The 18,379-nt window shown below is 64.8% G+C and carries 17 protein-coding genes and 2 pseudogenes; 7 read left to right on the forward strand and 12 right to left on the reverse strand.

Annotated elements, in window-relative coordinates; genetic code table 11:
- Positions 1-419 (forward strand): annotated as a pseudogene (locus CT676_RS14920) (IS5/IS1182 family transposase); the annotation flags it as partial.
- A gap of 123 nt (positions 420-542) precedes the next feature.
- Here the strand turns inward: CT676_RS14920 and CT676_RS14925 are convergent.
- The 12 genes from CT676_RS14925 to CT676_RS44020 all read right to left on the reverse strand — a co-directional run bounded on the left by CT676_RS14925 (position 543) and on the right by CT676_RS44020 (position 13,466).
- The gene (locus CT676_RS14925) at positions 543-1,223 is read right to left on the reverse strand and encodes a response regulator transcription factor (protein ID WP_063986547.1); all 681 of its coding nucleotides are present in this window, start codon (positions 1,221-1,223) and stop codon (positions 543-545) included.
- Between the two features lie 274 nt (positions 1,224-1,497).
- Positions 1,498-3,075 (reverse strand): Do family serine endopeptidase, encoded by a 1,578-nt coding sequence (locus CT676_RS14930; RefSeq protein ID WP_135214844.1) that lies wholly within the window; start codon positions 3,073-3,075, stop codon positions 1,498-1,500.
- Positions 3,076-3,294: 219 nt separating this feature from the next.
- On the reverse strand, positions 3,295-4,638 hold the full coding sequence (locus CT676_RS14935; RefSeq protein ID WP_135214845.1) for a methyl-accepting chemotaxis protein: 1,344 nt from the start codon (positions 4,636-4,638) through the stop codon (positions 3,295-3,297).
- 108 nt (positions 4,639-4,746) lie between these two features.
- Positions 4,747-5,229 carry a cytochrome c-type biogenesis protein gene (locus CT676_RS14940; RefSeq protein ID WP_135214846.1) on the reverse strand — a complete coding sequence of 161 codons (483 nt, stop codon included), beginning with the start codon at positions 5,227-5,229 and terminating at the stop codon, positions 4,747-4,749.
- A 4-nt stretch (positions 5,230-5,233) separates the two neighbouring features.
- Entirely contained in the window at positions 5,234-7,213 is a 1,980-nt protein-coding gene (locus tag CT676_RS14945) for a heme lyase CcmF/NrfE family subunit (RefSeq protein WP_085402742.1), read from the reverse strand.
- Positions 7,210-7,719: a cytochrome c maturation protein CcmE gene (ccmE, locus tag CT676_RS14950; protein ID WP_085402741.1), complete on the reverse strand. Its 510-nt coding sequence runs from the start codon at positions 7,717-7,719 to the stop codon at positions 7,210-7,212. The genes CT676_RS14945 and ccmE overlap by 4 nt, the downstream gene beginning before the upstream one ends.
- Before the next feature lie 37 nt (positions 7,720-7,756).
- Positions 7,757-8,866, reverse strand: coding sequence for a c-type cytochrome biogenesis protein CcmI (gene ccmI, locus CT676_RS14955; RefSeq protein WP_085402787.1), 1,110 nt, complete (start codon positions 8,864-8,866; stop codon positions 7,757-7,759).
- A 131-nt stretch (positions 8,867-8,997) separates the two neighbouring features.
- Positions 8,998-9,267 (reverse strand): hypothetical protein, encoded by a 270-nt coding sequence (locus tag CT676_RS14960; RefSeq protein ID WP_085402740.1) that lies wholly within the window; start codon positions 9,265-9,267, stop codon positions 8,998-9,000.
- Positions 9,268-9,366: 99 nt separating this feature from the next.
- Positions 9,367-10,770, reverse strand: a complete 1,404-nt coding sequence (locus CT676_RS14965) for a hypothetical protein (RefSeq protein WP_085402739.1) — start codon at positions 10,768-10,770, stop codon at positions 9,367-9,369.
- 161 nt (positions 10,771-10,931) lie between these two features.
- Positions 10,932-12,308: a sensor histidine kinase gene (locus CT676_RS14970; RefSeq protein ID WP_085402738.1), complete on the reverse strand. Its 1,377-nt coding sequence runs from the start codon at positions 12,306-12,308 to the stop codon at positions 10,932-10,934.
- 92 nt (positions 12,309-12,400) lie between these two features.
- Entirely contained in the window at positions 12,401-13,075 is a 675-nt protein-coding gene (locus CT676_RS14975; RefSeq protein ID WP_014496705.1) for a response regulator transcription factor, read from the reverse strand.
- 235 nt (positions 13,076-13,310) lie between these two features.
- Positions 13,311-13,466, reverse strand: coding sequence for a hypothetical protein (locus CT676_RS44020; RefSeq protein WP_166351390.1), 156 nt, complete (start codon positions 13,464-13,466; stop codon positions 13,311-13,313).
- Positions 13,467-13,701: 235 nt separating this feature from the next.
- On the opposite strand from CT676_RS44020, the gene CT676_RS14980 reads away from it, so the two are divergent.
- The 6 genes and pseudogenes from CT676_RS14980 to CT676_RS15005 form a co-directional block, all read left to right on the forward strand.
- The gene (locus tag CT676_RS14980; RefSeq protein WP_085402737.1) at positions 13,702-14,688 is read left to right on the forward strand and encodes a Ku protein; all 987 of its coding nucleotides are present in this window, start codon (positions 13,702-13,704) and stop codon (positions 14,686-14,688) included.
- A 60-nt stretch (positions 14,689-14,748) separates the two neighbouring features.
- Positions 14,749-14,985, forward strand: a complete 237-nt coding sequence (locus tag CT676_RS14985) for a hypothetical protein (RefSeq protein WP_085402736.1) — start codon at positions 14,749-14,751, stop codon at positions 14,983-14,985.
- A 198-nt stretch (positions 14,986-15,183) separates the two neighbouring features.
- A complete protein-coding gene (locus tag CT676_RS14990; protein ID WP_085402735.1) occupies positions 15,184-15,369 on the forward strand; it encodes a hypothetical protein in 186 nt (61 codons plus the stop codon).
- Between the two features lie 217 nt (positions 15,370-15,586).
- Positions 15,587-15,751: a Flp family type IVb pilin gene (locus CT676_RS14995; RefSeq protein WP_014496710.1), complete on the forward strand. Its 165-nt coding sequence runs from the start codon at positions 15,587-15,589 to the stop codon at positions 15,749-15,751.
- A 350-nt stretch (positions 15,752-16,101) separates the two neighbouring features.
- On the forward strand, positions 16,102-16,536 hold the full coding sequence (locus CT676_RS15000; RefSeq protein ID WP_085402734.1) for a hypothetical protein: 435 nt from the start codon (positions 16,102-16,104) through the stop codon (positions 16,534-16,536).
- Positions 16,537-16,727: 191 nt separating this feature from the next.
- Positions 16,728-18,371 (forward strand): annotated as a pseudogene (locus tag CT676_RS15005) (thiamine pyrophosphate-requiring protein); the annotation flags it as partial.
- Positions 18,372-18,379 lie beyond the last annotated feature (8 nt).

Below are 18,379 nucleotides of genomic sequence, written 5' to 3' on the forward strand. Positions count from 1 at the left end.
TCCATGCCAAGGCCCTGCATGGCAATCCCTTCGATGGGCACACGCTCGGTCCCGTAATCGCCGACATGGAGAAGCTCACCGGGGTGGAGACTCGCCGTATCCACGTCGACAAAGGATATCGCGGTCACAACCACCCGCATCGGTTCAGGGTCTGGATCTCGGGTCAGGTCCGCCGCGTCACAGCTTCCATCCGTCGCGAGATGAAGCGTCGCGCGGCTGTCGAGCCTGTCATCGGCCACGTCAAGGCCGAGCACCGCATGGACAGAAATTATCTCAAGGGACGCCTCGGCGACCGCATCAACACTGTTCTCGCCGCCGCCGGCTATAACTTCGGTCTGCTGCTGCGATGGCTCGCAGAGCTCTTGCGTGTCATCATCCGAGCCTTCTTCGAGACCGTCCCGGCTCGAAACACCGCTTGAGCCGGGCGCCGCCGCCAGTTCTTCACGAACGACTCCTGTACTACACCATGATGGCCGGGAGATGAGGTAAATAACTGGCCATCTAAAAACAGCTCGCCAAAAAAACTCAACAATTACTGCTTCTTATCTGATCCCGTCACGGATCATGTATCCGGCGCCGCGGATCGTGTGCAGCAGCGGCCGCTCAAAACCCTTGTCGATCTTGGAGCGCAGCCGCGAAATGTGCACGTCGATCACGTTGGTCTGCGGATCGAAATGGTAGTCCCAGACGTTCTCCAGCAGCATGGTGCGCGTCACCACCTGGCCGGCATGCTTCATGAGGTATTCGAGCAGGCGGAATTCGCGCGGCTGGAGCGTCAGTTCGTCCTTGCCGCGGGCGACGCGATGGGACAGCCGGTCGAGTTCGAGATCGCCGACGCGGTAGAGCGTGTCCTCGGCCGGACCGCCGCGGCGCCGTGACAGCACTTCGACCCGGGCCAGCAACTCGGCAAAGGAATAAGGCTTCGGCAGATAGTCGTCGCCGCCGGCGCGCAGACCCTTAATGCGATCGTCGACCTGCCCGAGCGCGGAGAGAATCAGCACCGGCGACGAGTCGCCCTTGTCGCGCAACGCGCCGATCAGGGACAGGCCGTCACGCTTGGGCAGCATGCGGTCGACCACCAGCACGTCGTAATCGCCGCTCTCGGCCATGGCGAGGCCTTCCTCGCCGTCGGCGGCGTGGTCGGCAATGTGTCCGACTTCACGAAACGCCTTCACGAGATAGTCGGCGGATTCGCGGTCGTCTTCGATGATGAGGAGGCGCATCGTGCGTTCGGCGGCGGTCAAGGGGGTCAACCTTCTCTGAACATGGCGCGAGCGGCAATCGCATGCAAGCCAAGCAAACGGGACTTGGGTAGGCAAAAAGGCGGGCGGTGAAGCTGGGGGGACCTCACCGCCCTAGGCCTTCCGACGGAGGGGGGCGTAATTCCACCGGAAGGTAGGCTGGGGGAGCGGACCTTACGCTGCTCCCCCGAAGGGCGTCGGCGGCGGGGGCGACTGATGCCGGCGACACCCCTCATCTCGTAGACCTCCTGAAGGCTTAGCCCTTGGCGATGGGCACGGCGACGAAGCGCGACTGGCCGCCGCTCTTCACGCGCATCAGGACGCTGTTCTTGTTGTCGGTCCGCGCCGTGTTGATGGCGTCGCGGACTTCGCCGGCGGTGCTTACGCTCTTGCCGCCGACTTCGAGAATGACGTCGCCTTCCTTGAAGCCGCGTTCGGCCGCGGCGCTCTTCGGATCGACTTCGGTGACCACGACACCTTCCTTGCCGGCGCCGGCGACGGAGTCGGCGGGCGCGACGGTCATGCCGAGCTTGGGCACGTCGGTGCCACGGCTCGCACTCTTGCCGCTATCCTTGTCGGTGTCGGCCTTGGCCTCGATCGTGTTCGGCAGCTGGCCGAGGGTGAGGTTCACGACCTTGTCCTGGCCCTTGTGCAACACGTTGAGCTTCACGGTCGCGCCGGGCGCCATGCCGCCGATGGTACGGGCAAGCTCGCGGGCGTCCTTGACGGATTCGCCGTTGACCGAGGTGATCACGTCGCCGGACTCGATGCCGGCCTTCGCCGCCGGACCGTTCGCCTGCGGCTCCGCCACCAGCGCACCTTCAGCCTTCTTCATACCGAGGCTGTCGGCGATATCGGACGTCACTGGCTGGATCTGGACGCCGATCCAGCCGCGGCTGACCGAGCCCTTGTCCTTGAGCTGGGCCACCACGCTCTTCACGGTGCTCGCCGGAATCGAGAACGCGATGCCGACGCTGCCGCCGGAGGGCGAGTAGATCGCGGTATTGACGCCCATCACCTCGCCGTTGGTGTCGAAAGCGGGACCACCGGAATTGCCCTTGTTCACGGGCGCATCGATCTGGATGAAATCGTCATAGGGACCGTTGCCGATGTCGCGGCCGCTGGCCGAGACGATGCCCGCAGTCACGGTGCCGCCGAGGCCGAACGGATTGCCGACCGCGAGCACCCAGTCGCCGATCCGCGGCTTGCTGTCGGCGAGCTTGGCGAACGGGAAGTTCGAGCTGCCCTCGACCTTGATGAGGGCGAGGTCAGTGCGCTGGTCCGTGCCGATCACCTTGGCGGTATAGGTCTTGCCGTCGTCGGTCGTGACCTCGACCTTGTCGGCGCCGTCGACCACGTGGTTGTTAGTCACGGCAAAACCGTCGGCGGAGATGAAGAAGCCGGAGCCCTGGCCCTGCACGACGCGGCCGCGGCCACCCTTCTGGCCCGGGAAACCATCCGGACCGCCGAAGCGGCGGAAGAAGCGCTCCATCGGCGAGCCGGGCTGGAACGGCGAGGAGGAATCATCGCCATCGTCGTTGCTCGCGGTCTTCTCCTTGATATTGACCTTCACCGAGATCACCGACGGTTTCACGCGCTCGACGATGTCGGCGAATCCGACCGGACGCTCAACCTTCCGGACCTCGTTGTTGACCTGCGCATGCGCCGGGCTGGAGAACAGCTCGCTCGGCGAGGTCGACGGGCTGAAGCCGTGGACGGCAATCCCGAGGCCAGCGACGACCGAAGCCATCAGCGCGATCCTGCGCGCGGAGAAAACCGACCGGCGGGGCGGCCGGTAGGACGGAAGGTTCGTGAGGTCGGGACGGTCGGTCATGCAGGAATCTCCAAGGCCTTGAATTCTTTCGGTGCCGGATGGCAGCACGTTACGGACATGAAGATGGGGGCTCCCGCCTTACCGTGCGCTGGCGGCGGGGTTAAACTTTTGTAATGAAGGGTCGCGCCGTTGCGGCAGTTTATCGCACGCCGAAAGTCGTGGCCTTACAGGAACTTAATCGAGTTCCCCTGACGAGCGTCGAACACGCCTTTGGCGAGATCAGCTCGCCCTCACGCTGCCGATGAATTCGTCGACTTCACGCTTCAGGGTTTCGGCCTGCTGCGACAGATCGACGGCGGAATCGCGCGCTTCAGCCGCCATGCGGCCGGTCTCCGCCGACGTCGAGGTGATCTGGACGATGTGGTTGGAGACGTCCAGCGTTCCATGCGCGGCATCCTGCGCGCTGCGGGTGATGTCCTGCGTAGCGTTGCGCTGCTGGGCGGTGTCGACCTCGATGCCCGACATGATCGACGAGATCTCCGACAGCGTCTTCGAGATGCCGTCGATCGCGCCGCGCGTCTCCGCGGTGATGCCCTGGATGCTGGCGACGTGCGAGGTGATCTCCTCCGTCGCCTTGCTGGTCTGGTGCGCGAGGCTCTTCACTTCGGAGGCAACCACGGCAAAACCCTTGCCGGCGTCTCCTGCCCGCGCCGCCTCGATGGTGGCGTTGAGCGCCAGCAGGTTGGTCTGCGAGGCGATCGCCTGCACGAGCTGCACGACCTCGCCGATCTTGTCGGCGGCATCCGACAGCGTGTGGATGGTGTCGCGGCTCTTCTCGGCTTGCGTCGCCGCGCCCTCGGCGCGCTGCGTCGCGTCGGTGACGCGGCGGCTGATCGTGCCGATCGAGTTCGTCATCTGCTCGGCCGAGCCCGCGACGACCTGAACGCTGGCGCTGGCCTGGTTCGCCGCGCTCGCGACCGCATTGGCCTTGGTGCTGGTGTCGTTGGCCGTCCGCGACAGCGTTTCGGCATTGCTCTTCAGGTGCGCGGCCGAGGACGCCACGCTGTCGACCACGCTGGCAACGAGATCGTTGAAGCGCTTGATCCGGGCGTCCAGGAATTTCGACCGCTCGGCCTGATGCTGCACTTCGTGCAATTGCTGCTCGGTGAGGCGCCGCCGCTCCAGGCCGTTGGTCTTGAACACTTCCAGTGCGCCGGCGAGCAGGCCGATCTCGTTGGTACCGCCGAGGCCCGGAACAGGCGTCTCGAATTTCTGATCGGCGACCTCACGCATGGCGTGCACAATCGCCGCCAGCGGATTGAGGATGCCGTTGCGCACAGCGAACCAGGTGGTGAGGCAGATCGCGACAGCGACCACCGCGATTACGCCGCAGGCGATCAGAAAATAGGAGAATGCCGCCTGCGCCTGCTGGTAGATCAGCATTGCATGCTCGCGCGCGGGGCCGCTCAGCGCGGCGAAATCCGACGACAGGCTGGTGATCTCGTTGTTGAGGTAGAGCACCGCGACGAAGCCGGTGCCGCCGCCGATGCCCAGCAGGAACAATAATGCAGCGACGACGGCGCCGATCAGGAAGCGGATCGTCAGATTGCTGTTCGTGAACATCGCTGAGGACTCAAAAATCTGGAATTGAATTTCGCGACAAGCTTCCAGACAAAGGTCAACAGAGCATGAAACACGCTGTGGCAGACGGCCTACGTATCATTACGTAGCCTAGGACGACTTCGTCTCGTCCGACATCAAGGCGGCGAGCTGCGACTCTTCATCCGCAGTGAGCGGCGGAGCTGGTAGGTCTGCACCGCTTCGCGCGCGCCGGCGGATTTGCAGCCAGAGCGCCAGGCCGCCGCTGATCAGCAGCAGCGGCGCGAGCAGCCACAACAGCATGGTCTGCCGCTCGAAGCGCGGCTTGAGCAGCACGAACTCGCCATAGCGCGCGACCAGGAAGTCGAGCACCTGCGAATTGCTGTCGCCGGCAGCGATCCGCTCGCGCACCAGCAGCCGCAAATCGCGCGCCAGCGGCGCGTCGGAATCGTCGATCGACTGGTTCTGGCAGACCATGCAGCGCAGCTCGCGCGACAAGTCGCGGGCGCGTGCCTCCTTCACGGGATCCGACATGATCTCGTCGGGCTGCACGGCGTGGGCGGCGGGCAAAGCCAGCAGCATGAGCGCAACGATCGTGACCATCATCCGCCGCATCGGATCACTCCGCCGGCTGAAGGCGCTGCTTGGCCCGCGCCGGCTTCGGTGCGCCGACCCGCAGGCGCCGGTCGGACAGCGACAGCATGCCGCCAAAGGCCATGAGCACCGGTCCCCACCAGATCAGCAGCACCAGCGGCTTGTGATAGATGCGCACCGCAATGGCGCCATCGGCAGTCGCGTCGCCGAGGGAAACGTAGAGCTGGCTCGCGCCGCGCGTCAGCAATGCGGCCTCGGTGGTCGAGGACCCGCGCGTCGTGAAGTTGCGCTTGGACGGCGTCATGACGCTGATCTTCTCACCGTCGCGGCTGACGTTGAACTCGGCGATCATCTCGCGGAAGTTCGGCCCCTGACGCTGGGACAGGCCGTCGAGCTTGAGATCATAGCCGGCGACGTGTGCAACGTCGTTCTGCTTCATGGTCGCGATATACTCGCTGTTCCAGGTGGTCTCGCAGACGATCCCGATCAGCGCGACGCCGAGGCCCGCATGGGCAAACACAGAACCCCAGGCCGAACGCGGCAGGCCGCGGGCCCGGTGCAGCGTCGTTGCGAACGGCAGGCGGAACAAACCGGTCCGTTCGGACAGATCGGTCACGGCACCGGCGATGACGAAGACTCCAAGCCCAATTGCCAATGGTGCCAGCGCACTGCCACCACGGGTCCAGGCCCAGACGATGGCGATCACAACGAGCGCGGCAACGCCCGCCGCAAGCAGCCGCTGGGTGACGCCGAGCAGATCGCCGCGCTTCCACGCCAGCATCGGCCCGAACGGCACCGCGAGCAGCAGCAACGCGAATAGCGGGGCGAAGGTGAGATTGTAGAAGGGCGCGCCGACCGATATCTTGAAGTCGAGCGCTTCCGTCGCCAGCGGATAGAGCGTGCCGAACAGCACGACCGCGCAGGCCACGCTGAGCAGAAGATTGTTCAACACCAGCGCGCCCTCGCGCGAGATCGGCGCGAACAGGCCGCCCTGCTTCAACGAGGTCGCGCGCGCTGCAAACAGCGAGAGGCTGCCGCCGATGAACAGGCAGAGGATCAGCAGAATGAACACGCCGCGCGTCGGATCGGTGGCAAAAGCGTGCACGGAGGTGATGACGCCCGAACGCACCAGGAAGGTGCCGAGCAGCGACAGCGAGAAGGTCAGGATCGACAGCAGGATGGTCCAGACCTTCAGCGCGTTGCGCTTCTCCATCACCAGCGCCGAGTGCAGCAGCGCCGTGCCGGCGAGCCACGGCATCAGCGAGGCGTTCTCGACCGGATCCCAGAACCACCAGCCGCCCCAGCCGAGCTCGTAATAGGCCCAGTACGACCCCATCGCGATGCCGAGGGTCAGGAAGATCCAGGCCACCAGCGTCCACGGCCGCACCCAGCGCGCCCAGGCCGCGTCGATCCGCCCCTCCATCAGCGCCGCGATGGCGAAGGAGAACGAGATCGAGAAGCCGACATAGCCGAGATAGAGCATCGGCGGATGCACGGCGAGGCCGATGTCCTGGAGCACCGGATTGAGATCGCGTCCCTCGATCGGCGGATTGGCGATGCGCAGGAACGGGTTCGATGTCACCAGGATGAAGAGATAGAAGGCGCTGGCGATCCAGGCCTGCACGGCCAGCACATGCGCGCGCAGCGACAGCGGCAGATTGTTACCGAAGGCGGCGACCATTCCGCCGAACAGCGCCAGGATCGACACCCACAGCAGCATCGAGCCTTCATGGTTCCCCCACACGCCGGTGATCTTGTAGATCAGCGGCTTCATCGAATGGGAGTTCTCGTAGACGTTGGCGACGGAGAAATCCGAGTTCACGTGAAGCATCACGAGCGCGATGAACGACGCACCGACGAACAGGAGTTGCGCCAGCGCGGCGGAGCGCGCCACGTTCATCAGCGCGGCATCGCGCAGACGCGCACCGATCAGCGGCACGATGGACTGGATCAGCGCCAGGCCGAGGGCCAGCACCAGCGCGTAGTGTCCGGATTCCGCGATCAACGCACTGCTCCCTGCGAGTTGCCCTGCGCGGTCGTCGCCGCGGGTTTGACGCTATCAGAAGCCTTGGCGCCGTAATCGTCCTTCCAATGCCCCTGCTTCTTCAGGGCATCGGCGACTTCCTTGGGCATGTAGGTCTCGTCGTGCTTGGCAAGCACGGTGTCGGCCTTGAACACGCCATTGGCGTCGAGCGCGCCTTCGGCCACCACGCCCTGCCCTTCACGGAACAGGTCGGGCAGGATGCCCTTGTAGGCGACCGGCAGCTTGGCGCCGCCATCGGCAACCTCGAAGGTCACGGCGAGATTATCGCCGCGCTGGAGCGAGCCGGGCTGCACTAGGCCGCCGAGACGAAACCGCTTGCCGGGCTCGACGTGCTTTTCGGCGACCATCGTCGGCGTCGAGAAGAACACGATGGAGTCGCGCAGAGCGTTGAGCACCAGCGCGGCTGCAAGCGCGAGCACCGCGAGGGAGCCGCCGATGATGGTCATACGTCGCTGCTTGCGCGTCATCGCGTATCCGTTCTCCGCTCGCCTCGTCCCGACATCGTCATCCGTCGAGCCCGAGAGTCTTGAGGCCTTCGTTGAGCTGGCGCAGCCGCGCGGCATCGTTGGCGACAGCCTGTCGGGCGTCGGTCGAAGCGCCCATTGCCCTGTCACGATCGCCCATCACGAGATAGGCGCGCACCAGGCGCAGCCAACCCTCGACATCATCGCCGTTCTGCTTCAGCCGGGTGGCCAGGCGTTCGACCATGCCGCGCACCATCGCGTTGCGATCGCCCTCGTTCATGTCCTTGGAGGCTGCGATCGTCTCGTCAGACAGCGCCGGCATCGTAGCGCCACCGCCGCCGACCCGCGCCAGCGAGGTCTGCACCAGAGGGCGCCACGGCGCATCCGCCGGCGCTTTCGCCAGCAGTGCGCGCCAGATGTTGGCGGCATCGTCCTTGCGGCCATCCTGCTCGGCGGCAAGCCCGAGGAAATAGTTCGCCTTGGGATCGTCCGCGTTCAGGCCATGCGCGCGCTCGAATTCGGTCTTGGCCTCGGCAGTCACCACGCCGCCGGCAGCAGCCGCGATCGCCTCGCCTAGATCGGCCCGGCGCTCCGAACTCTCGCCATTGTAGGTAAGCGAGTTGCGATAGGCGCGCACCGCATCGTCGAAGCGGCCGAGCCGCACCAGCACCGGCGCGAGCACGTTCCAGCCGCGCCCGTCGGTCGGATTCTTTTCCAGATGCTGCTCGACCTGCACGACGAGATTCTCGAGCGCCATGCCGGACCCGGCCCCGCGCTCCCGCTGCGCCAGGGGAAAGTCCTGGAGCCTGGGCGAGCCGAGCGGCATGTAGACGCCGATCGCAATGAGCGGCAGGCCGGCAAGCGCCAGCACAGCCGCCGCGCGGCGCCATTTGAGGCTCGATGTCGGTTCCGATACAGGCTCGCTCCCGGCCGCGGCAAGCAGCCTGCGGCTGATCTCGACACGTGCGGCCTCGGCTTCCGGCGCGGCGATCAGTCCTGCGGCGAGATCACGCTCGATCTCGGCCAGCTGGTCCTTGTAAACCGCGACCTCGCTCCCCTGATTTTGCGCGCGTCCGCTGCGGCCGAGCGGCAGAAGCACGGCGAAAATCGCCGCGACCGTCATCAGCGCGAACACGAACCATAGCGTCATCAGGCAAGCTTCCGGCGGCGCGCGAACCGCGCCCATAGGTGGCTTTACACCACGGCCGGACGATGCGGCAATTGACAATTGTCAATTCGGCGCGACCGCACACAGTCCCGAAACTGTGAAAATCCAACGGCTTAACGGATCTCGAAGTCCGCGCTTTGAGCGGCGTCCTCGCCGTGCCCGTTGAAGGCCCTCAGGAAGTATGTTCCCGGCTCGATTGCTTCAGGCAATCTGATGCGCAACGCCCCGACGGGAACGGTCGATGCGACCCTGGTGACGGTCTCAGGCAGTTGGCGGCCGCTTGCCTTCTCGATCAGCACCACCTTCGCGCCAACCATCAGCCTTTGGTATTTGGCGACAATGACGCGGTTTTCAATTTCGATGGAGCTGATAAGGGGTTTCATGCGCCCACAGATAGAAATTCCAAAATCTTGCACGGCGACCGTAGGGCCCGCCACCGGCACCGTCAACCACAAATTGTGATCACAAAAAAATGCGCTTGATCAGCTTGCCCGCGACGATTTGCGCTCGCCCGTGGCCGCGTTCTCTGCGGCGCGGCTCATCAGCGACGCGTAATCATCGCCGAACAGCACCTGGCAGAAGCGGATCGCGGCCTGCACCTGCTGCTGCCGATAGGTGCGGACCTTGTGATCGGCCGCTCGCAGCGACTGCACCAACTGCTCGGTCGAGCGTTCGACATATTGCTGGAGATCGGAATAGGTGCGCAACGTCACCTCGTTGATCGCAAGCTCGCTCGCGTAGTTGCGGCAGGTCGCGACGAAATCGATCAGCGCCGCGGTTTCCTCGACCTCGGTGCTGTCGATCCGCGCCCCCGGCGGAATGTCCTTCTCGGCGCGCTGGCGCAGGATGCGGCGAACGCGGCCGGGAACGCTGTCGATCTCCGATTGCAGCGCATTGGAGATGTCGGCCCGGATCGAGGTCAGCTGCTTGCCCCAGACGGAATCGTTGCGCAGATCGAGCTCCGTGCGAAGACCGCGCACGCCGTCATGCAGCGCCTTGAGATTGTCGGCGACGTTCTCGAAATGGCCGCGCTTGATGTCCATGCGCAGGATCGCGGCAACGCAGGACAAATCATGCAGGGCGATCGTGACGGCCACACCGTAGGGCGTGGCCGCGACGCGGATCTCGTCGTCGGACGCGGCAATCTTGATGGCGAGGCGGATGATCTGCCACGGCGCGGTCATCCGCTGCACGACCATCGACAGCGCGAAGGCCAGCATCTGCGGCGTCTGGAGCGCGGGGATGTTGAGTGTGGACGTCACAGATGCGATCTGGGCTTCGCCGAAGGTACGCAGGAAGCGCGGCAGCTTCTCGTTCAGCGTAGCGATGGCTTCCCGGACCTGAAGCACCGCTCCGATCGAATAGAGGTCCTCGATCACGTTGGGCGGGCCGACACGGGCGAGCGCGCGCGACTTGTCGCCGCCGCCGGGACCCGTCAACCCGAAGATGGCATCCGCGGCCACGGCCTGGAGCCTCGCCGCGAGGGCTTCGACCTGCCCTGCACTGTCTGAAGCCGGCATGCGCGCCAGCGCCGCCTCGAATTCGTTGACCTTGTCGGGGGCGCCATCGCGGCCGAGCCATTGCCAGATCGGATGCAATGAGGAGCGACGGATCTGGCCGACCCTGACAGGGGCGCCCGTCTCGACCAGGAACGGTTCCAGCACCTGGAACAACAGCCGCGACAGATCGTCCGTGCGCGGCGGCGCAGCCTCGTCGACTTCGGTCTTGCGGACGATCTTGCGCAGCTGCTCTAGCACGAGCGTCGCCACCGCCGTGTCCTGGCCGCGCTCGAGCGCGCGCTCGAACTCCCGCATCAGCAGCGCCTGCGACTGCGGCGGGAGCTGCGCGAGATATTCCCTCAGCCGCTCGATCGATGTCTGGCTCATGCGCTCGGGTGATGCACGATAAAATGGCAGACGTGGGATGCGTCCTGCGCGATCATAGATGGGGCCCACTTAAGAAGCCGTTTAGGAAGTCGCTCCGAAATAGCTCCGGTTTGGTCCGGATCGGTACCGGACCAGCCAAATAGTCGTGCCGGAACAAAGGATTATATTCCGGGGAGGACCAGCTCCGCCCGCAGGCCACCGGTCGGGGCGCCCGCGAGCGAGAGGCTGCCGCCATAGAGCGCGGCGAGGTCGGTCACGATGGACAGGCCGAGCCCCGAGCCGGGCTTGGACTCGTCGAGCCGCTGGCCGCGCCGGGAGACCTGGGCGCGCTCGGCCTCCGACAGGCCGCGGCCATCGTCGTCGACGATGATCCGCAGGCGCGGGCCGGCGCCCGTCTGGTGCGGCGCTTCCACCAGAACCTCGATGAAGACCTGCGAGGCCGCCCATTTGCAGGCATTGTCGACGAGATTGCCGACCATCTCCTCCAGATCTTGCCGCTCGCCGCGAAATTTTGCGGACGGATCGGCCTTGGCCTCGACCACGATGTCGCGATCGCGATGGATCTTCTCCATGGTCCGCCGCAGCGCCTCGATGACGGGCGCGACCTCCGTCACGGTCGCCACCACCGAGACGCGCGCCGCGATGCGCGCGCGCTCCAGATGATGGGCGAGCTGGTCGCGCATCACGTCCGCCTGCTCCATCACCTTGGCTGCGAACGGCTCGGTGGCGTGCGTGCCGGCCTCATTCACGATCACCGAGAGCGGCGTCTTGATCGCATGGGCGAGATTGCCGACATGGGTGCGCGCGCGCTCGACGATCTCGCGATTGGCATCGATCAGCGCGTTGGTCTCGCGCGCCAACGGCGCGATCTCGACCGGGAATTCACCTTCGAGCCGCTCCGCCCGCCCCGAGCGGATGTCGGCGATAGATTCCGAGATGCGCTTGAGCGGCGCAAGACCGAACCTCACCTGGAACACCGTGGTCAGCAGCAGCACGATGCCGAGCGCGGTGAAGGTGCCGCCGAGGTAGTAGTCGAAGCTCCGCGTCTCGTCGAAAATCTCGGTGTCGTCGCCGGCGACGCTGACCAGATATTTGCCGTCCGCGCCGAGATCGACCGGCCGCTCCACCATGCGGAGATTCTGTCCCTCCGGCCCGTCGACATAGGCGAGGCGAATGCCGGCGGCGGTGAGCTCGGTGCCCTGCTCCTCCAGCTTCGGCAGCTTCTTGTCCCAGAGCGAGCGCGACGAGCGCACCTCCGGCTTCTCGGTATCGGTCCGCGTGATCTGCCAGTACCAGCCCGACAGCGGCAGCTCGAACAGGGGCTCGCCGAGCGACTGGAACTGACGATCCGGCGGCTCGTCGGGGGTTGCGACCTCGGCGATGAGGGTGCGCAGATAGAGATTGAGCCGGCGGTCGAAGGCGCGCTCGGTGGCGCTCTTGTAGACCGACGACAGCACCACCCCGGTGATGGCCAGGATCACCACGAGCCACGCCGTCGCCGACAGGAACAGGCGATTGGCAAGCGAGCTAGCGGCCATCGGAAGGATCCCGGCAGGCGCAGGGGGGCGGGGCGTCGGACGTCATGACCGGACCAAGGCCCCTGTTCGGCCGGCCGTCAAGTCCTGACGCCTCAAGCGCCGGGAGCAGGCGGCGGGGTCAGGAGATAGCCGAGGCCGCGGACGGTCTGGATGATGTCGACGTCGAGCTTCTTGCGGATGCGGCCGACGAAAACCTCGATGGTGTTGGAGTCGCGGTCGAAGTCCTGGTCGTAGAGGTGCTCGACCAGCTCGGTGCGGGACACGACGCGCCCCGAATGGTGCATCAGGTAGGCCAGAAGCCGATATTCGTGCGAGGTCATCTTGACGGGATTGCCGGAGACGCTGACCCGCCCGGTCCTGGTGTCGAGCGTGACGGGGCCGCAACTCAATTCGCTCTGGGCATGGCCGGTGGAGCGGCGCAGCAGCGCGCGGATGCGCGCCAGCACCTCCTCCAGATGGAACGGCTTCGGCACGTAATCGTCGGCGCCGGCATCGAACCCCTGGACCTTGTCGCTCCAGCGGTCACGCGCGGTGAGGATCAGGACCGGCATGGTGCGGCCGTTGCGGCGCCAGGCTTCCAGCACCGAGATGCCGTCCTTCTTCGGCAGGCCGATGTCGAGCACAACGGCATCGTAGGGCTCATTATCGCCGAGATAATGCCCCTCCTCGCCGTCGAAGGCACGGTCGACGACGTAGCCGGCGTCGGTCAGCGCCTTGGTGAGCTGCCGATTGAGATCGGGGTCGTCCTCAACAACAAGCAGGCGCACGCTTCTCTCCAGAAATAGACTGCACAATCGATCGCCAGAGATGAGCAATTCCGGCGTGAACTGAATATGAACACGGGGAACCGGCCGCGTTACTTTTTGGTCATATAGAGCTTCTCAAGCGCCGACGCGACGGCGCCCGCCAGGCAGCCACCGGACGAGCCGGCGGGCGTGGCGGGCGCAATGTGCCGCGTTACGCGGCGAGTCGGAAGGTCCGAACCGTCCCGTCGATCGGCCGTCAGGTCCGGAAGAACACGAACCAGATGACGGCAAGGATCAGGATCGCGAGCCCGGTCGAGATGGTAAGCAGCGCCGCCACTGACGGCCCGGGTTCGCCCTGACGCGCCTCGGTGGCGGTTTCGACGATCTGATCGTGCTCTCGCGTGGCTGCCATAATGCCCTCAATCTCTGGATGTCGGCTGCGGTGGTCGCGACCTCCTCGCGGCCTGATGTCTTGAGCCAACGCGTGATTGGATATGATGTTCCGGTTTTTGCCGCTGCATCGGGCTGCAACCGCGCGCCGGGCGGCCGGTTAACGCAGTTGCAAGATTCCGCAATCCGCCTTGCTATGATTCGTTGTTCCCCGATGGTATCCTCGTCCTCTGTCCCCGTTGCGTTTGGAGTAGCCCATGGCCCCCCGCGCCAATTGGAAGGGTTTTCTGCGTCTGTCGCTCGTGACCTGCCCGGTCGCGCTGTATCCGGCCACTTCGGATACCGAGAAGGTCTCGTTCAACCAGATCAACCGCAAGACCGGCCACCGGATCAAGTACCTCAAGGTCGACGCCGAGACCGGCGACGAGGTGACCTCCGAGGACATCGTCAAGGGCTACAAGGTCGACACCGACACCTATATCGAGGTCACCAAGGACGAACTCGACGACATCGCGCTGGACTCCACGCACACGATCGAGATCGACGAGTTCGTGCCGAAGACCGATATCGACAGCCGCTATTTGATCCGCCCTTACTATCTCGTGCCTGACGGCAAGGTCGGCCACGACGCCTTCGCGGTGATCCGCGAGACCATCCGCAGCATGGACAAGGTCGCGATCGGCCGCGTCGTGCTGACCAACCGCGAGCACATCATCGCGCTGGAGCCGCTCGAGAGCGGCCTGATGGGCACGCTGCTCCGCTATCCCTACGAGGTCCGCAGCGAGAAGGAATATTTCGACGACATCCAGGACGTGAAGCTGACCAGGGACATGCTCGACCTTGCCAAGCACATCGTCGAAAAGAAATCCGGCGCGTTCGAGCCCGAGCTGTTCGAGGACCATTACGAGACGGCGCTGATCGACCTCATCAACAAGAAGCGCAGCGGTGCACCGATCGCGGCGAAGGCCGCGCCGAAGACCGGCGGCAACGTCATCAACCTGATGGACGCGCTGAAGAAGAGCATCGCCAGCGAGAAGGACATGGCGCCCGCGGCCAAGGCCGCCAAGGAGCCCGTCAGGGAGACCGTCAAGGGCAAGAAGCCGAAGAAGCGCGTCGAGGGCCAGCGCGAGATGCTGCTGCCGATCACCGGCAAGGGCGGCAAGACTGCAGCAGCCAAGGAAGCGCCGCCCAAGAAGGCCGACAAGCCGGTGCGCGCGCCGGCGCGGGCGAAGAAGGCCGGTTAGACGCAATCCGCGTCTGCCATCGCGCCGTGATGTCTCCCCTCGCCGATCGGCCGGCCTGACATGCCCTGGTCGACGGCGTTCGACGATCCTGTTCGCGTAAGCCACAAGCGCAAGCTGCTGACGCTGCAAGACGCGGCGGACTACATCATGCAGCTGCCTGAAGACTTGCAGCACGAGACGCACTGGCAGACCGCCATCGAGACCTTGATCAACGCAGCCGAGACAGGCGGCGGCTGGGTAATGTTCGCCCGCATCGCGATGTTGCGGGCGCTGAATGCGGACGGCCGCGGCCGATGAGCGCCTTGGTTGTCGTCCCTGGTAGTCATCCCGGGCAGGCATCCGTGCCGACCGTGACGAACAGGCTCAACAAACCGTTAATCGGCGCCCTCGTGTCCAGCACGACAGGGTATTCCTACGGGCGACAAAATTAACCGTTGGTTCCCCTTATGCGCAGCATGGTTCCGGCTCCGATCGAGCCAAGGTTCGCGTGCCCCCGTGCAGCAGGACGTCAGAAAGAACTACATCAGCATCGTGAACGACGCGCCTGATCACGAGCAGGCGGCGAGCACCGCGCCGCGGCCGCAGCCGCAGCCGGGCACGATGAAGGACTTCGTCGGCCGTCTCGCGACCGTGCTGAAGCGCCGCCTCCCCGCCGCACCGGGCCCGACCATCACGCCCTGACAGACACCGCGGCTTCCGCGCGTCCTTGCGGAGGGCGGTCGATTTGAATCCATTTGGATGGATCGATGGAACCTTAATTTAATGGATGCCATCGTATGTGACGGAGGCGCGGCCGCCCGGGCTTCATTCTTCCGTCGCGCAGAAAAATCTATTCGATCTATTTACCAGTCCGAAAACGACGCTGCCACACATTGGATCGGATGAAGAGGAGTTGGCAATGACTTTGCTTAGGTCTTTCCTTGCCGATGAGACTGGCGCAACCGCCATCGAATACGGCCTGATTGCCGCCGGCATTGCGCTGGCGATCGTGACCGTCGTGAACAACACGGGCAGCCAGCTCCTCAACAACAAGTTCAACTCGATCAGCTCGTCGCTGAAGTAACGGCCGCCTCGTAACGGCCGCCCTGGCCTGAGGCGACGTCCCTGCACGCGCCGGCTCGGGTGCGGCCGTCGGCGCATGCTCCTTCCGCGATCTCGTCATTGCGAGCGCAGCGAAGCAATCCAGAGTCCTCCCGCGGAGGAATTCTGGATTACCTCGCTGCGCTCGCAATGACGGTGGGTGGCCCGTAAAGCACTCAAAATCGTGTCCCGGACGCTACGCAACGTCCTTCAAGCAACCACATCCTCGCGCTCCCGCGCTTTGACGGCCTTTTGAGTCCTGATAGTCTTCGGCCCGGCGTGGTTCGACGGGCCATGCTCAATCATTGGGCCAGAGCGATTTGAAGGATTCGGATGAGAAGCGCGACGGTCTTGGCTCTCAGCCTCATGTTTGTCGGCGCCTGGTCGCACGACAGCGCGAGAGGACAGACTTCGGTCGCGCCTCCGGTTTCGCTTGCCCCGCCCAATGCATCGCCACCGCGCGCGAGCGCCAAAACTTCCAGAATTCCGCCGGCGACATCCGGCAGGGAGGCTTCGCCCCCTGTGATCGGCGGGCCTCCGCCGATGCCTAATCCGGCCGCCGACTACGATGGCTTCAGCGTAGGCACCGTCGACGACAATGACGCCTCAAGCCAGGTGACGCCGCCCGTGAGGTCACGCGCAGCAAAGGGCGCCAAGTCCAATTCCACGTCCAATCCCGATACAAATGGCCTCGGCGGCCAGTCATCGGTCGATCAGGAAGACGAGGCGCTGAAACGAAAGCTGACGATCTGCAAAAACTGCAAGTAGGACGTTTGTAGCCCGGATTGCGCTTCCGCCTTCGCTCTTCGAGCTACGGCGGACAAGTCGCCCTATCCAGGCTACGGCAGCTCGCTGCATGGCTGACCTACCGCGCCCGTCGCCCACCCGTGCTTTACCCTCCTGCAAATTCCTGATCCTCTCTCCCCAATCGGCCGGAGCAACCGGCCAAGCCTGAGGAGAGAGACGCCATGAAGCTCGGCACCGCCATTGCGGAAATCATGAAGCGCGAGGGGATCGAGATCCTCTGCGGCTATCCGGTCAACCATCTGATCGAGCACGCGGCCAAGGCCGAGATCCGGCCGGTGATGGTGCGGCAGGAGCGCGTCGGGGTGCACATGGCGGACGCGATCTCGCGGGTGACGTCGGGGCGATCGATCGGCGCGTTCTGCATGCAGCACGGGCCGGGCGCCGAAAACGCGATGGGCGGCGTTGCGCAATGCTACGGCGAATCCGTGCCCGTGCTGGTGCTGCCGATGGGCTATCAGCGCAGGCTTGCGCATATCGAGCCGAACTTCAATTCCAGCGAGGCGATGAAGGCGTTTTCGAAATCGTCCGAGCCGATCATCCTGGCTGCGGAGGTCACCAACATTTTTCGCCGTGCCTTCACCAAGCTCAAGAACGGCCGCGGCGGGCCCGTCATCGTCGAGATCCCCGCCGACATGTGGAACGAGGAGGTGCCGGAGCCGCTGAACTACACGCCGGTGCTGCGCACGCGCTACGGCGCCGATCCTGTTCATGTGAAGGAGGCAGCAGCTCTGCTCGTCAACGCGAAGCGTCCCGTGATCTATGCCGGCCAGGGCGTGCACTACGCGCAGGCCTGGCCGCAATTGAAGCGGCTCGCCGAGCGGCTCGCCATTCCCGTCACCACCAGTTTAGGGGGCAAATCATCGTTCCCGGAAACGCATCCGCTATCGCTCGGCTCGGGCGGCCTCGCGGTGCCGCGCGCGGTCCCCCAATTCCTCGCTGAGGCCGACGTCATCTTCGGCATCGGCTGCTCGTTCACGGAAACCAGTTTCGGCGTCGCGATGCCGAAGGGCAAGACCATCATCCACTCCACGCTCGATCCGAACCATCTCAACAAGGATGTGGAAGCCAAGGTCGGCCTCGTCGGCGATGCCGGCCTCGTGCTCGATGCGCTGCTGGAGGAGATCGGCAAGACCGTCACGAAGGATCGCGATGCATCAGCGGTCGCGGCCGAGATCGCCGCTTCGCACAAGGAGTGGCTGGCGAAATGGATGCCAAAACTCACCAGCAATGACGCGCCGCTCAGCCCCTATCGCGTGCTCTGGGACCTCCAGCACACCGTCGATATCAAGAACACCATCATCACCCACGATGCCGGCAGTCCGCGCGACCAGCTCTCGCCGTTCTGGAAGGCGGTCGAGCCCCTCACCTATCTCGGCTGGGGCAAGACGACGCAGCTCGGCTACGGCCTTGGGCTCGCGATGGGCGCAAAACTCGCAAAGCCCGACAAGCTCTGCATCAATGTCTGGGGCGACGCGGCCATCGGTTTCACCGGCATGGATTTCGAGACCGCGGTGCGCGAGCGCATCCCGATCATGTCGATCCTGCTGAACAATTTCTCGATGGCGATCGAACTGAAGGTGATGCCGATCTCGACCGAGAAATATCGCTCGACCGACATCTCCGGCGACTATGCCGCAATGGCGCGCGCCTTTGGCGGCCATGGCGAGCGGGTGACGCGGCCGGAGGACATCATCCCCGCGATCAAGCGCGGCATCCAGAAGACGAAGGAAGGCGTGCCGGTGCTGCTGGAGTTCATCACCAGCAAGGAGACCGAGGTGTCGCGGCCGGGCACGTGAGCCGTTTG

It is taken from the genome of Bradyrhizobium sp. MOS001, assembly GCF_004634465.1.
GTDB lineage: Bacteria > Pseudomonadota > Alphaproteobacteria > Rhizobiales > Xanthobacteraceae > Bradyrhizobium > Bradyrhizobium barranii.